This is a genomic window from Mycobacterium sp. pV006, assembly GCF_041287115.1.
In the GTDB taxonomy this organism is placed as follows: Bacteria; Actinomycetota; Actinomycetes; order Mycobacteriales; family Mycobacteriaceae; genus Mycobacterium.
This window is the reverse complement of record NZ_JBGGKT010000006.1, coordinates 270,082-283,474: the sequence shown is the minus strand read 5'-3', so window position 1 is coordinate 283,474 and position 13,393 is coordinate 270,082. Positions and strand designations below refer to the sequence as shown.

At 70.7% G+C, this 13,393-nt stretch carries 14 protein-coding genes; 12 read left to right on the top strand and 2 right to left on the bottom strand.

Annotation, left to right across the window (positions count from 1 at the left end; translation table 11 throughout):
* Positions 1-19 precede the first annotated feature (19 nt).
* Positions 20-589, top strand: coding sequence for a hypoxanthine phosphoribosyltransferase (gene hpt / locus ACAG25_RS12380; protein WP_370488760.1), 570 nt, complete (start codon positions 20-22; stop codon positions 587-589).
* A gap of 15 nt (positions 590-604) precedes the next feature.
* Positions 605-2,824, top strand: a complete 2,220-nt coding sequence (locus tag ACAG25_RS12375; protein WP_370488731.1) for a molybdopterin-dependent oxidoreductase — start codon at positions 605-607, stop codon at positions 2,822-2,824.
* 74 nt (positions 2,825-2,898) lie between these two features.
* Here ACAG25_RS12375 and ACAG25_RS12370 read toward each other — a convergent pair whose 3' ends face one another.
* Together ACAG25_RS12370 and ACAG25_RS12365 are read right to left on the bottom strand one after the other, a co-directional pair.
* On the bottom strand, positions 2,899-3,639 hold the full coding sequence (locus ACAG25_RS12370; protein WP_370488730.1) for an SIMPL domain-containing protein: 741 nt from the start codon (positions 3,637-3,639) through the stop codon (positions 2,899-2,901).
* Between the two features lie 14 nt (positions 3,640-3,653).
* Positions 3,654-4,580, bottom strand: a complete 927-nt coding sequence (locus ACAG25_RS12365) for an alpha/beta fold hydrolase (protein WP_370488759.1) — start codon at positions 4,578-4,580, stop codon at positions 3,654-3,656.
* Positions 4,581-4,729: 149 nt separating this feature from the next.
* Here ACAG25_RS12365 and ftsH point away from each other — a divergent pair, with 149 nt between their 5' ends.
* The 10 genes from ftsH (at position 4,730) to panD (ending at position 13,389) form a co-directional block, all read left to right on the top strand.
* Positions 4,730-7,054: an ATP-dependent zinc metalloprotease FtsH gene (gene ftsH / locus ACAG25_RS12360; protein ID WP_370488729.1), complete on the top strand. Its 2,325-nt coding sequence runs from the start codon at positions 4,730-4,732 to the stop codon at positions 7,052-7,054.
* Between the two features lie 28 nt (positions 7,055-7,082).
* Positions 7,083-7,691, top strand: a complete 609-nt coding sequence (gene folE / locus ACAG25_RS12355; RefSeq protein ID WP_370488728.1) for a GTP cyclohydrolase I FolE — start codon at positions 7,083-7,085, stop codon at positions 7,689-7,691.
* 44 nt (positions 7,692-7,735) lie between these two features.
* On the top strand, positions 7,736-8,545 hold the full coding sequence (gene folP / locus ACAG25_RS12350) for a dihydropteroate synthase (RefSeq protein WP_370488758.1): 810 nt from the start codon (positions 7,736-7,738) through the stop codon (positions 8,543-8,545).
* Entirely contained in the window at positions 8,542-8,910 is a 369-nt protein-coding gene (gene folB, locus ACAG25_RS12345; RefSeq protein ID WP_370488727.1) for a dihydroneopterin aldolase, read from the top strand. Before folP ends, folB begins: the two co-directional genes overlap by 4 nt.
* Positions 8,907-9,425 carry a 2-amino-4-hydroxy-6-hydroxymethyldihydropteridine diphosphokinase gene (gene folK / locus ACAG25_RS12340; RefSeq protein WP_370488726.1) on the top strand — a complete coding sequence of 173 codons (519 nt, stop codon included), beginning with the start codon at positions 8,907-8,909 and terminating at the stop codon, positions 9,423-9,425. Before folB ends, folK begins: the two co-directional genes overlap by 4 nt.
* Entirely contained in the window at positions 9,425-9,901 is a 477-nt protein-coding gene (locus tag ACAG25_RS12335; RefSeq protein WP_370488725.1) for a DUF3180 domain-containing protein, read from the top strand. The genes folK and ACAG25_RS12335 overlap by 1 nt, the downstream gene beginning before the upstream one ends.
* Before the next feature lie 67 nt (positions 9,902-9,968).
* Entirely contained in the window at positions 9,969-11,024 is a 1,056-nt protein-coding gene (locus ACAG25_RS12330) for a DUF6779 domain-containing protein (protein ID WP_370488724.1), read from the top strand.
* Positions 11,025-11,102: 78 nt separating this feature from the next.
* On the top strand, positions 11,103-12,047 hold the full coding sequence (locus ACAG25_RS12325; RefSeq protein ID WP_370488723.1) for a Rossmann-like and DUF2520 domain-containing protein: 945 nt from the start codon (positions 11,103-11,105) through the stop codon (positions 12,045-12,047).
* Positions 12,047-12,982, top strand: a complete 936-nt coding sequence (gene panC, locus ACAG25_RS12320; RefSeq protein ID WP_370488722.1) for a pantoate--beta-alanine ligase — start codon at positions 12,047-12,049, stop codon at positions 12,980-12,982. The genes ACAG25_RS12325 and panC overlap by 1 nt, the downstream gene beginning before the upstream one ends.
* Positions 12,982-13,389 carry an aspartate 1-decarboxylase gene (gene panD / locus ACAG25_RS12315; protein ID WP_370488721.1) on the top strand — a complete coding sequence of 136 codons (408 nt, stop codon included), beginning with the start codon at positions 12,982-12,984 and terminating at the stop codon, positions 13,387-13,389. The genes panC and panD overlap by 1 nt, the downstream gene beginning before the upstream one ends.
* Positions 13,390-13,393: the final 4 nt, after the last annotated feature.

Sequence of the window (13,393 nt, the reverse complement as noted above, 5' to 3'; positions counted from 1 at the left end):
GACTGCGCAGGCCGGTGAAATGTATTCCGGGGACATCAAATCGGTGTTGCTGTCCGAGGACCAGATCCGGTCCAAGACCGCCGAACTCGCCGCGCAGATCGCCGACGAATACCGCGACGCGCTCACCCAGCCGGGCGCCCAGGACCTGCTGCTGATCACCGTGCTGAAGGGTGCGGTCATGTTCGTCACCGATCTGGCCCGCGCCATCCCGCTGCCGACGCAGCTGGAGTTCATGGCGGTCAGCTCCTACGGTTCGTCGACGTCCTCGTCGGGTGTGGTGCGCATCCTCAAAGACCTCGACCGCGACATCAACGACCGCGACGTGCTGATCGTCGAGGACATCGTCGACTCCGGTCTGACGCTGTCGTGGCTGCTGCGCAACCTCGCCACCCGCAACCCGCGTTCGCTGCGGGTCTGCACGCTGCTGCGCAAACCGGAGGCCGTGCGCGCCGACGTGGACATCACCTACGTGGGCTTCGACATCCCCAACGAGTTCGTCGTCGGCTATGGCCTCGACTACGCCGAGCGGTACCGCGACCTGCCGTACATCGGAACACTGGAACCGAAGGTGTACGAAGGGCACGCATGAGCGCACAATGCGGGCATGGCCGACACCGCGCTGAGGATCTGCCCGTTCTGTGAGGCCACCTGCGGGCTCACGCTGACCATCGACACCGACCGTGTCACCGCCGCGCGCGGCGACCGCGACGATGTGTTCAGCGCCGGGTTCATCTGCCCCAAAGGGGCGAGCTTCGGTGAACTCGACAACGACCCCGACCGGCTGAACCGACCGCTGATCCGCCGGGACGGCGTGCTCACCGAGGCCGGGTGGGACGAGGCGTTCGCCGCCGTGGCCGCCGGGCTCGGCGACGTCATCGCCACCCACGGAGGGACCTCGGTCGGTGTCTATCTCGGAAACCCCAACGCGCACACCGTCGCCGGGGCGCTGTACCCGCCGCTGATCATCCGGGCGCTGGGCACCCGGCAGGTGTTCTCGGCCAGCACGCTCGACCAGATGCCCAAGCACGTCGCCCTCGGGCTGATGTTCGGCAACCCGGTCGCGTTCACGGTGCCCGACCTGGACCGCACCGACCACCTGGTGATCATCGGGGCCAACCCGTTGGTGTCCAACGGCAGCCTGGCCACCGCCCCGGATTTCGGCGGCCGGTTGCGCGCGCTGCGTCGACGCGGCGGCCGTCTGGTCGTGATCGACCCGGTGCGCACCCGCACCGCCGAACTGGCCGACGTGCACATCGCGCCGCGCCCGGGCACCGACGCCGCACTGCTGTTCGCCGTGGTGCACGTGCTGTTCGACGAGAACCTCACCGACCTGCGCCACCTGTCAGACGAGGTGGCCGGCCTCGACGAGCTGCGCGACCTGGCGCGCGACTTCGCACCCGACGCGGTCGCGTCGCACTGCGGCGTCGACGCCGAGGCCATCCGCCATCTCGCCCGCGAACTGGCCGCCGCACCGACCGCCGCCGTCTACGGCCGCATGGGCACCTCCACCGTCGAGTTCGGCACGCTGGGCAACTGGCTGGTCGACGTGATCAACGTGCTGACCGGCAACCTGGACCGGGCCGGTGGCGCGATGTTCCCGCTCTCGCCCACCGCGCCGGCGCCGCGCCCGCAGCGCGGCGGTCGTGGATGGCGCACCGGTCGCTGGCACAGCCGGGTGTCGGGCTATCCCGAGGTGCTCTCCGAGCTGCCGGTGGCCGCTCTCTCCGAAGAGATCGAGACGCCCGGCGACGGGCAGATCAAGGCGATGATCACCATCGCCGGCAACCCGGTGCTCTCGGCTCCGGACGGCGACCGCCTGGACCGCGCGCTGGCCGGCGTCGACTTCATGGTGAGCGTCGACCCGTACCTCAACGAGACCACCCGCCACGCCGACGTGGTGCTCCCGCCTCCGGCCCCGTCACGCAGCCCGCACTTCGACTTCGCGCTCAATGGGTTGGCGATCCGCAACAACGCGCGCTACTCGCCGCCCGCGCTGCCGCTGCGCGACCGCCCCGACGAGGCCGAGATCCTGTCGCGAATCACCATGGCGCTCTACGGAATCGGGCAGGACGCCGACCCCGCGTTGGTCGACGAGCAGGTCATCGCCACCACGCTGGCCAAGGAGACCGCCGACCCCGCCTCGCCGGTCGCGGGGCGGCCGGTCGACGAGCTCGTCGCGCAGCTGCCACCGGGCCGCGGCTACGAGCGCCGCCTGGACATGATGCTGCGGCTGGGCGCCTACGGCGAGGCATTCGGCGCGCGCGCCGACGGGCTGACCCTGGCCCGGCTGCTCGCCGCCCCGCACGGTATCGACCTCGGCCCTCTGCAGCCGCGCTTGCGCGAGGTCCTGCGCACCGAGTCGGACCGCATCGAACTGGCCCCGCCGGCGCTGGTCGCCGATACCGAACGACTGCGGACGGTCCTGGCCTCCACCCCGGCCGGCATGGTGCTGATCGGGCGGCGGCACCTGCGGTCGAACAACAGCTGGATGCACAACCTGCCCGCGCTGGCCGGTGGCACCAACCGGTGCACGCTGCGTCTGCATCCGGCCGACGCCGCCGAACTCGGTGTCTCCGACACCGCCCGGGTGAAGGGGCCCGGTGGCGAACTCGTGGTGCCGGTCGAACTCGACGACGGCATCCGCCGCGGCGTGGTGTCGCTGCCGCACGGCTGGGGCCACGACCGCGCCGGCACCGGGCAGCGGGTCGCCGCACGAACCCCGGGTGTCAACGTCAATCAGCTCAACGACGGCGCGACGCTGGATCCGCTATCGGGCACCGCGGTGCTCAACGGCATCCCGGTGCTCGTCGAACCGGCCGGCTGAGTCGCCGAACGCACGCTTTCTGACAGGAATCGGCGAAAATCCGTCAGAAACCGTTCATTCGGCGGCCGACGCCGTCAGACCAGTTCCCAGATCACCGTCACCGAGAACCCGACGCTCTGCTGACCGGGCTCCAGCGGAACGGCGGCCTCCATCGCGCGCGGTGCGTCGGGCATCATCGTCATCGGTACCGGCGGGGTCGGTCCGCCGGCCTCGTTGATCGAGATGACCTTGCCCAGCGTCAGTCCCGACAGCTGCGCGTACTGCCGCGCGCGGTCCTCGGCATCTTCGAAGGCGCGGGCGCGCGCGTCGCGGACCAGTTGGGATTCGTCGTCGATCGAGTAGCTGATCGAGTTGACCCGCGCCGCGTCACCGCCGGTGCTGACCACCAGCCCGATCGCGTCGGACGCCTTGGCCAGGTCGCGGATCTTGATGTTCAGCGAATTGGTGGCCCGGTAGGCGGTGATCGTGGTGTTGTCGGCGCCGCCGAACTGCGGCTGCAGGCTCGCTTCGGTGGTCGCCAGGTCGGCGCGGTCGATGCCGAGGTCGACCAGGGCGTCGATGATGGCCTGACCCCGCGTGTTGGTCTCCTCCATCGCGGTGGTGGCATCCGCGGCCAGTGTCTCCGTCGACGCGTTCACCGTCAGGGTGTCCGGAGTGCCTTGCACCTGCCCTTCCCCGACGACGGTGACCTGCCGGCTGTCCGAACTCGGCGACGGGGTCGGCCCGGCCTGGGCGTCACACGCGGTCAGCGCGGCGATCAGCAGTACGGCGGCGGCGAGGCCCCTGGCTCGGCGGACCGGAGACGAGATCGGCATGCACGGCAGAGTAGTCAGGCGCGGTGTACGTCCGAGAGGAACTCGATCAGCAGGCGTGTCACGTCGTCCGGCCTTTCCTCGGGCAGCCAGTGCCCGGCACCGTCGATCATCGCCTCGCGGTAGTCACCGGTCACGACCTCGCGGACGCGATGGCGCGGCGTGTAGGCCAGCGTGGGGTCGGCGGATCCCCCGATGAACAACGCCGGGACGTCGACCGTGGGTGCGGGGGTGCGGGCGGTCAGCTCCCAGTTGCGGTCGAAGCAGCGGTACCAGTTCAGTGGTGCGGTGAAGCCACCGCGGGTGAACTCGTCGACGTAGACGTCGAACTCCTCCTGCGACAGCCAGTCGGGAAGACCGCCGGGTTCGGGGAGGCGGTCGAGGAAACCCTCGGGCTCGGCGGCGACCTCGCCGCCGCCGGTTCCCATCCCGAACAGCCGGCGAAACGTCGTCGCCGGGTCGCGCGCCAGCTCGGCATCGGCCGGGCCGGTCTCCTGGAAGTAGAGGATGTAGAAGAACTCGTCGCCGAAGATGCGGCGGAAGGCCTCGGTGGTCGGCACCGTCGGGCGGGGCACCGGCGGCAGGCTCAGACCCGCGACCGCGCGGATTCGGTCCGGAGCGAACAACGGCGCCGCCCACGCGACCACTGCACCGAAGTCGTGCCCGACGAGCACGGCCTGCTCGGCCTCGGCGTCGTCGAGCAGCCCGACCACGTCGGCGGTCAGCTGGTCCACGGAGTACGCCGGGACGTCCAGCGGTTTGTCCGAACCGCCGTATCCGCGCTGGTCAGGCGCCAGAACGTGGTAGCCCGCGGCCGCGAGCGCGGGGATCTGGTGGCGCCAGGTGAACGCCAGCTCGGGGAATCCGTGGCAGAGCACCACCACCGGATCACCGCGCCGGCCGGCCTCGAGCACGCGCAGCGAGACGCCGTTGGTGCGCACCATGCGCGACTGCACAGCCACCTCCCTTTCCCTCCGGGAACTGCCAATCGTTGGTCTAGCGGTAGCCTTGACTATTCCAGCTGCGCATATTGGAAGGATTTGTTGGCGGGCCCGTCCCGCCGGCTGTACACATCGATGAACCGCACCCCCTCATGAACCGCAAGAATGTGATCCGCACGCTCACGGTGATCGCCGTGGTGCTGTTGCTCGGTTGGTCGTTCTTCTACTTCAGCGACGACACCCGCGGATTCCACCCCGTGGACACCTCGGTCGCGATGGCGCAGATCAGCGGCGACAACGTCGAGAGCGCCCAGATCGACGACCGCGAACAGCAGCTGCGTCTCGAACTGAAGAACGGCAACGACGAGACCGAGAACAACACCCAGATCATCACGAAGTACCCCACCGGGTACGGCGTGCCGCTGTTCGAGGCGTTGCAGGACAAGAACGTCACGATCAAGACGGTCGTCAACCAGTCCAGCATGCTCGGCACGCTGCTGATCTACATGCTGCCGCTGCTGCTGCTCGTCGGCCTGTTCGTGATGTTCTCCCGCATGCAGACCGGCGGCCGCATGGGCTTCGGGTTCGGCAAGTCCAAGGCCAAGATGCTGTCCAAGGACATGCCCAAGACCACGTTCGCCGACGTCGCCGGCGTCGACGAGGCGGTTGAAGAGCTCTACGAGATCAAGGACTTCCTGCAGAACCCCAGCCGCTATCAGGCGCTCGGGGCCAAGATCCCGCGCGGCGTTCTGCTCTACGGCCCGCCCGGCACCGGCAAGACGCTGCTCGCGCGCGCCGTCGCCGGCGAGGCCGGGGTGCCGTTCTTCACGATCTCGGGTTCGGACTTCGTCGAGATGTTCGTCGGTGTCGGCGCCTCCCGCGTGCGCGACCTGTTCGAGCAGGCCAAACAGAACAGCCCGTGCATCATCTTCGTCGACGAGATCGACGCCGTCGGCCGCCAGCGCGGCGCCGGCCTCGGCGGCGGCCACGACGAGCGCGAGCAGACGCTCAACCAGCTGCTCGTCGAGATGGACGGCTTCGGCGACCGGCAGGGCGTCATCCTGATCGCGGCCACCAACCGGCCCGACATCCTCGACCCGGCGCTGCTGCGGCCCGGCCGCTTCGACCGCCAGATCCCGGTGTCCAGCCCCGACCTTGCCGGCCGCCGCGCGGTGCTGCGGGTGCACGCCCAGGGCAAGCCGATCGCACCCGACGCCGACCTCGACGGGCTGGCCAAGCGCACCGTCGGCATGTCCGGTGCGGACCTGTCCAACGTGATCAACGAGGCCGCGCTGCTGACGGCCCGCGAGAACGGCACCGTGATCACCGGCGCTGCCCTCGAAGAGGCCGTCGACCGCGTCGTCGGCGGGCCGCGCCGCAAGAGCCGCATCATCAGCGAGCAGGAAAAGAAGATCACCGCCTACCACGAGGGCGGTCACACGCTGGCCGCGTGGGCGATGCCCGACATCGAACCGATCTACAAGGTCACGATCCTCGCCCGCGGCCGCACCGGCGGCCACGCCGTCGCCGTCCCGGAGGACGACAAGGGCCTGATGACCCGGTCGGAGATGATCGCCCGGCTCGTGTTCGCGATGGGCGGCCGCGCCGCCGAGGAACTCGTGTTCCGTGAGCCCACCACCGGTGCGGTGTCCGACATCGAACAGGCCACCAAGATCGCCCGCGCCATGGTCACCGAGTACGGCATGAGCTCCAAGCTGGGCGCGGTGCGTTACGGCACCGAGCACGGTGACCCGTTCCTGGGCCGCACCATGGGCACCCAGGCCGACTACAGCCATGAGGTGGCCCGCGACATCGACGACGAGATCCGCAAGCTCATCGAGGCCGCGCACACCGAGGCGTGGGAGATCCTCACCGAGTACCGCGACGTGCTCGACACGCTGGCCGGACAGCTGCTCGAGAAGGAGACGCTGCACCGCAACGAGCTCGAGAAGATCTTCGCCGACGTCAAGAAGCGGCCGCGGCTGACGATGTTCGACGACTTCGGCGGCCGGATCCCGTCGGACAAGCCGCCGATCAAGACGCCCGGCGAACTGGCGATCGAACGCGGCGAGCCGTGGCCCAAACCGGTGCCCGAGCCGGCGTTCAAGACCGCGATCGCGCAGGCATCCAGGGAAGCCGCCGAGGCGGCCGCGAAGAACGGTGGCACCAACGGCGCCCCCGCCGGACCCACTCAGCCCGACTACGGCGCACCCGCCGGTTGGCACGCGCCGGGCTGGCCGCCGTCCCCGCAGCATCCGCAACAGCAGCCGCCGCCACAGCACCGACCGCAGCCGCAGCCGCACGGCGCCCCGCCGCACCAGCAGCAGGGGTACTGGTACCCGCCGTCGGGATGGGGTCAGGCCGCACCGCAGCCGCCCTACCCGCCGTACCAACCGCAGCCGTACCCGGGCCAGACTGAGCCTGGTCACGACACGGGCAGGGATTCCGGGCGCAACGACGCACCGCGCCGGGACTAGCCCTGCCGACAACTGAATGGAGGCTTCGATGACGCGGTCGCACAACAACTCGTCCTCGGTGAGTTTCGCGGAGTTCGACCAGGCGCGCGCCGAGGCCGCCGTCCGCGAACTGCTGATCGCCGTGGGTGAGGACCCCGACCGGGAAGGGCTCGTCGACACCCCGGCTCGCGTGGCCCGTTCCTACCGCGAGATCTTCGCCGGGCTCTACACCGATCCCGACGACGTGCTCACCACGATGTTCGACGAGCAGCACGACGAACTCGTCCTGGTCAAGGACATCCCGATGTACTCCACCTGCGAGCACCATCTGGTGTCGTTCCACGGTGTGGCGCACGTCGGCTACATCCCCGGTGAGGACGGTCGCGTCACCGGCCTGTCGAAGCTGGCCCGCGTCGTGGACCTGTACGCCAAGCGTCCGCAGGTCCAGGAACGGCTCACCGCGCAGGTCGCCGACGCGCTGATGCGCCGGTTGGATCCGCGGGGCGTCATCGTGGTGATGGAGGCCGAGCACCTGTGCATGGCGATGCGCGGCATCCGCAAACCCGGTGCGGTCACCACCACCTCCGCGGTGCGCGGACAATTCAAGACCGACAAGGCATCTCGCGCCGAAGCTCTGGAACTGATCCTGCGAAAGTGAACCTCGCCGACATACCGCCGTCTGCGCCGCCGCGCGTGACCGTGATGGGCGTGGTCAACGTCACCGACGACTCGTTCTCCGACGGCGGTTTGTTCCTCGACCGCGACCGCGCGATCGAGCACGGTGCGGCCCTGGTGGCCCAGGGCGCCGGGATCGTCGACGTCGGTGGCGAATCCACCCGCCCCGGCGCGGTGCGCATCGACGCCGACGTCGAGACCGCGCGGGTGCTGCCGGTCGTCAAAGAGCTTGCCCAGCAAGCGATCACCATCAGCATCGACACCATGCACGCCAAGGTCGCCGAAGCGGCCGTGGCCAACGGAGCGGCGATCGTCAACGACGTGTCCGGGGGCCGCGCCGATCCCGACATGGTGCGGGTGGTCGCCGAGACCGGGGTGCCGTGGGTGCTGATGCACTGGCGCTCGGTCGGCCGGGAACGGCCGCACGCCGTACCCGACTACCGCGACGTGGTCGCCGAGGTGCGCGACGAACTGCTGGCCGCGGTCGACGAGGCGGTGCGGGCCGGGGTGGATCCGGCCAAGCTGATCATCGACCCCGGCCTGGGTTTCGCCAAGACCGCACAACACAATTGGGCGCTGCTGGCCGCGCTGCCCGAGTTCGTCGCCACCGGCATCCCGGTGTTGGTCGGGGCGTCACGCAAGCGGTTCCTGGGCACGCTGCTGGCCGGCCCCGACGGCACGCCGCGCCCGCCGGACGGACGGGAGACCGCCACCGCGGTGATCTCCGCGCTGGCCGGATGGCACGGCGCCTGGGGGGTTCGGGTGCACGACGTGCGCGCCTCCGTCGACGCGTTGGCCGTCACCGCCGCCTGGCAGGAGGCAGGAGAGCACGCATGACCGACCGCATCGAGCTGCGCGGGCTGCGGGTACGCGGCTTCCACGGCGTGTTCGACCACGAACGCCGCAACGGCCAGGACTTCGTCGTCGACATCACGGTGTGGATGGACCTGCGTCCGGCTGCTGCGAGCGACGACCTCGCCGACACCCTGGACTACGGCGCGCTGGCCCAGCAGGCCGCCGCCGTGATCGCCGGGCAGCCCCGCCAACTCATCGAGACCGTCGCCGCCGAGATCGCCGACGGTGTCCTGGCCGACGAGCGCGTCAACGCCGTGGAGGTCACGGTGCACAAGCCGTCGGCGCCGATCCCGCTGGACTTCGCCGACGTGGCGGTGGTCGCCCGCCGCGAACGAGGCGCGCCGTGACCTCCACCGTGCTCTCGATCGGGTCGAACCTCGGGGACCGACTGGCCCATCTGCAGTCGGTCGTCGACGCCCTGGGCGCCGCGGCGCGTGCGGTGTCCCCGGTGTACGAGACCGACGCCTGGGGTGGTGTCGAACAGGGACCGTTCCTCAACGCGGTGGTGCTGGCAGAGGACCCCGGCCGCGACGCGCACGGCTGGCTGCGGCTGGCACACGACATCGAGGACGCCGCGCAACGCACCCGCACCCAGCACTGGGGGCCGCGGACGCTCGACGTCGACCTCGTCACGGTCCGTGCCGACGGGATCGAGGTCACCGTCGCCGACGACGTCCTGACGTTGCCCCACCCGTACGCCCACCAGCGGGCGTTCGTGCTGGTGCCGTGGCTGGCGGTGGAGCCCGACGCCTCGCTCACCCACGACGGCGGGCACGCCGACGTGGCGACGCTGCTGGCCGCGCTGGACCCGGCCGAGCGCGCGGGTGTACGACGGACCGATTTCACGCTGGTGATCCGCTGATGGGTCCGACCAAGGCCCGCGACCTGGCCGCGGCGGTCGCCGCGGTGGCCGTCGTCGCCTACCTGGTGGTGCGCATCCTCTACCGGTGGTTCCCGCCGATCACGTTGTGGACGGGGATGTCCCTGCTCGGGGTCGCCGTCGCCGTGGCCGGCTGGGGCTTCTACGTCCGAGCCCGCATCCGTGACGGCGACATCGGGGTCGGGGTGAATCGGCTGCATCCGCTCGCGGTGGCGCGGTCGGTGGTGATCGCCAAGGCGTCGGCGTGGATGGGCAGTGTGGTGCTGGGCTGGTGGGTCGGCGTGGCGGTCTATCTGCTGCCGCGCCGCGCGACGTTGCGGGTGGCCGCCGAGGACACGCCGGGGGTCGTGGTGGCCGCCCTGTGCGCGCTGGTGCTGGTGATCGCCGCGTTGTGGCTGCAGCATTGCTGCAAATCGCCCGACGACGCCCCGAGCGACGCCGACGCCGCGCACAACTGAATCGGTGCCGGTCGAATCGCCGTGACGGTCGACACGCCAGACGACCAGTGGCAGGTACAGTCGGCCCATGATCGATCCGACCCGCGGCGCCCGGCTTCGGCGCAGCGGTCGAAGGCCGGGTTGGATCTTGATGACGGTGTTGCTGGTGCTGGCCATCGCGGCCAGCTCGGCGCTCGTGTTCACCAACCGCGTGGAACTGCTCAAGCTGGCCGTGATCCTCGCGCTGTGGGCCGCGGTCGTGGCCGCGTTCGTGTCGGTGATCTACCGCCGGCAGTCCGACAGCGACCAGGCCAAGGTGCGCGACCTCAAGCTCGTCTACGACCTGCAGCTCGAACGTGAGATCTCCGCGCGCCGCGAATATGAACTGACCGTCGAGTCTCACCTGCGCCGGGAACTGGCCGCCGAACTGCGCGAGCAGTCCGCCGACGAGGTGGCCGCGCTGCGCGCCGAACTGGCGGCGCTGCGCGCCAATCTCGAGTACCTGTTCGACACCGATCTCTCGCACCACCGCGCCATCGGCGGCGAGCGCGGCGGTGCCCCGGCGCTGGAGGAGTGGACGCCGAGCGCCGACACCACCGGGCGGGTCAGCAGCAGCCGGGTCGACACCGCCGAACCCGCACCCGACCTCGACCCCGGCCCGCCCGACACGGTGGAGAGCCCGATCATCGACGTGTCCGCGGTCCCGCAGCCTCCCGAGGAGGAGCCGGCACCCGCCGAGGAGCCGCGCCGTCGTCGCCGGTACCGTGACGAGTCCGAGCCGCCGCCGCGGTGGGCGCCGCCCCCGCCGCCGCCGGCCCCCGAAACTCACATGCCGTGGCTGCCGCCCACCCCGCCACCCGCGCCCCCCGCCCCGCCGCCCCCACCACCGCCACCGAAGTGGGAGCCGGCGCCCGAACCGCCGTCCGAGTACGTCGGGCGGCGTCGCCGTGACGATGCCGCCCCGGCGGCCGGCCGCCACTACGTCGCACCGGACGTCGCGCCCGAACCTCCTGCCGAACCGGCACCGGAGCCCGAGGACGACGGCGGCGGAGCGCACACCGGGGGACAGTCGGTGGCCGAGCTGTTGGCGCGGCTGCAGGCCTCGCCGTCGCCGGGCGGGCGCCGCAGGCGTCGCGAGGAGTGAGTTAGGCTCGTCAGCGACCGTCCGGTACCCGCGCTCGGGACCGGAACGAACGAATCAGAATCTGCGAGGTCGTCTGCGATGGTGCAGTCACCGGCCGGCGCCGACGCTCCGCATGACGGGCTGCGTCCCGCCCGCCTCACGATCGGAGTGATATCCGCCGGCCGCGTCGGCACCGCACTGGGCGCGGCGCTGGAACGCTCCGACCACGTCGTGGCCGCGTGCAGCGCGGTCTCGGCCGAGTCGCGCCGCCGCGCGCAGCGATGGCTGCCCGACACCGCGGTGCTGCCGGTCGACGAGGTGCCGAGTCGCGCGGAACTGCTGCTGCTGGCGGTGCCCGACGCCGAACTCGCCGCGCTGGTCCAAGGTCTGGCCGCCACCGGTGCGGTGCGGCCCAACACGATCGTCGCCCACACCTCCGGTGCGAACGGCGTCGCGGTGCTCGCCCCGCTGACCGAGCAGGGCTGCCTGCCGCTGGCGATCCACCCCGCGATGACCTTCGCCGGTACCGACGAGGACGTCGACCGCCTGCGCGGCACCTGCTTCGGCATCACCGCGGCCGACGAGATCGGTTACGCCATCGCACAATCGCTGGTCCTGGAGATCGGCGGCGAACCGTTCCGGGTCCGCGAGGACGCCCGCACCCTCTATCACGCCGCACTGGCCCACTCGGCCAACCATCTGGTCACCGTGGTGCTCGACGCGGTCGAGGCGCTGCGCGTGGCGCTGTGGGGCCAGGAACTGTTGGGACAGCAGCTGATCGACGACAATCCCGGTGGGGTTGCCGAGCGGATCATCGGCCCGCTGGCGCGCGCCTCCCTGGACAATGCGCTGCAGCGCGGACAGGCCGCGCTGACCGGGCCGGTCGCCCGGGGCGACGCCGCGGCGGTGGCCCGGCACCTGCAGGCCCTCACCGAGGCCGATCCCGAAGTGGCGCAGGCCTACCGGGCCAACGCACTGCGCACCGCCAGGCGGGCGCACGCACCCCAGGAAGTTCTCGACGTGCTCGCGGAAGCAGGACAGTGATGATGCCCGGGAAAACCCCGAAGTTCGTGCCCGACCAACTCAACGTGTACTCGCGGCCCGTCGACGTGGCGGCGGTGACGCGGGCGCTGCGCACCACCGGCCGGCGGATCGTGCTGGTGCCCACGATGGGTGCGCTGCACGACGGCCACCTGAGCCTGATCCGCGCCGCCAAACGTGTGCCCGGCGCGGTGGTGGTGGTGTCGATCTTCGTCAACCCGTTGCAGTTCGCCGCCGGCGAGGATCTCGACGCGTATCCGCGCACACTCGACGACGACCTGGCCGCGCTGCGCGGCGAAGGTGTGCAGATCGCGTTCACCCCGACCGAGAACGACATGTACCCCGACGGCAAACGCACCGCCGTGCTGCCCGGCCCGCTCGCCGACGAGCTCGAAGGTGCGGTGCGCCCAACACATTTCGCGGGTGTGCTGACGGTGGTGCTCAAGTTGTTCAACGTGGTGCGCCCAGACCGCGCGTACTTCGGTGAGAAGGACTATCAGCAGCTGACGCTGATCCGCCAGATGGTCACCGACCTCGATCTGGGAATCCAGGTGGTGGGGGTGCCGACGGTGCGCGAACCCGATGGTCTGGCGATGTCGTCGCGCAACCGCTACCTCGACACCGCACAGCGCGAGCAGGCCGGTGCGCTGTCGGCGGCGCTGCTGGCCGGGGTGTACGCCGCCGGCGGCGGGGCGGCCGCGGCGCTGGACGCGGCGCGCGCCGTCCTCGACGAGGTGCCCGAACTGGAACTCGACTATCTGGAGGTGCGTGATCCCGGGCTGGGACCCGCACCCGAACGCGGCGCGGCCCGCATGCTCGTCGCCGCGCGGCTGGGTCGCACCCGGTTGCTCGACAACGTCGCTATCGACATCGGTGCCAGCGCGGGCATCGATGGTCACCCCAATACCGCCGACGATCAATTGCCCTGGAGGAACTGATGTTTCGGACCATGCTGAAGTCCAAGATCCACCGCGCCACGGTGACGCAGGCCGACCTGCACTACGTCGGCTCGGTGACTGTCGACGCCGACCTGATGGACGCCGCCGACCTCATCGAGGGCGAGCAGGTCACCATCGTCGACATCGACAACGGCGCCCGCCTGGTGACCTACGTGATCACCGGTGAACGCGGTAGCGGTGTCATCGGGATCAACGGTGCCGCAGCACATCTCGTACATCCTGGCGACCTGGTGATCCTGATCGCCTACGGCGTGATGGATGACGCGGAGGCGCGCAGCTACCGGCCCCGGGTGGTCTTCGTCGACAGCGAGAACCGGCAGGTCGACCTCGGCGACGACCCGGCAGCCGTGCCGGCCGACGCCGCCGGTCTGCTGGCGCCCAGGTGAGCTT

Excerpts from the sequence above, each read along its gene's own strand:
- hpt (WP_370488760.1), top strand. The coding sequence starts at position 20 with ATGTATTCCGGGGACATCAAATCGGTGTTGCTGTCCGAGGACCAGATC.
- ACAG25_RS12375 (WP_370488731.1), top strand. The coding sequence starts at position 605 with ATGGCCGACACCGCGCTGAGGATCTGCCCGTTCTGTGAGGCCACCTGC.
- ACAG25_RS12370 (WP_370488730.1), bottom strand. The coding sequence starts at position 3,639 with ATGCCGATCTCGTCTCCGGTCCGCCGAGCCAGGGGCCTCGCCGCCGCC.
- ACAG25_RS12365 (WP_370488759.1), bottom strand. The coding sequence starts at position 4,580 with ATGGTGCGCACCAACGGCGTCTCGCTGCGCGTGCTCGAGGCCGGCCGG.
- ftsH (WP_370488729.1), top strand. The coding sequence starts at position 4,730 with ATGAACCGCAAGAATGTGATCCGCACGCTCACGGTGATCGCCGTGGTG.
- folE (WP_370488728.1), top strand. The coding sequence starts at position 7,083 with ATGACGCGGTCGCACAACAACTCGTCCTCGGTGAGTTTCGCGGAGTTC.
- folP (WP_370488758.1), top strand. The coding sequence starts at position 7,736 with ATGGGCGTGGTCAACGTCACCGACGACTCGTTCTCCGACGGCGGTTTG.
- folB (WP_370488727.1), top strand. The coding sequence starts at position 8,542 with ATGACCGACCGCATCGAGCTGCGCGGGCTGCGGGTACGCGGCTTCCAC.
- ACAG25_RS12335 (WP_370488725.1), top strand. The coding sequence starts at position 9,425 with ATGGGTCCGACCAAGGCCCGCGACCTGGCCGCGGCGGTCGCCGCGGTG.
- ACAG25_RS12330 (WP_370488724.1), top strand. The coding sequence starts at position 9,969 with ATGATCGATCCGACCCGCGGCGCCCGGCTTCGGCGCAGCGGTCGAAGG.
- ACAG25_RS12325 (WP_370488723.1), top strand. The coding sequence starts at position 11,103 with ATGGTGCAGTCACCGGCCGGCGCCGACGCTCCGCATGACGGGCTGCGT.
- panC (WP_370488722.1), top strand. The coding sequence starts at position 12,047 with ATGATGCCCGGGAAAACCCCGAAGTTCGTGCCCGACCAACTCAACGTG.
- panD (WP_370488721.1), top strand. The coding sequence starts at position 12,982 with ATGTTTCGGACCATGCTGAAGTCCAAGATCCACCGCGCCACGGTGACG.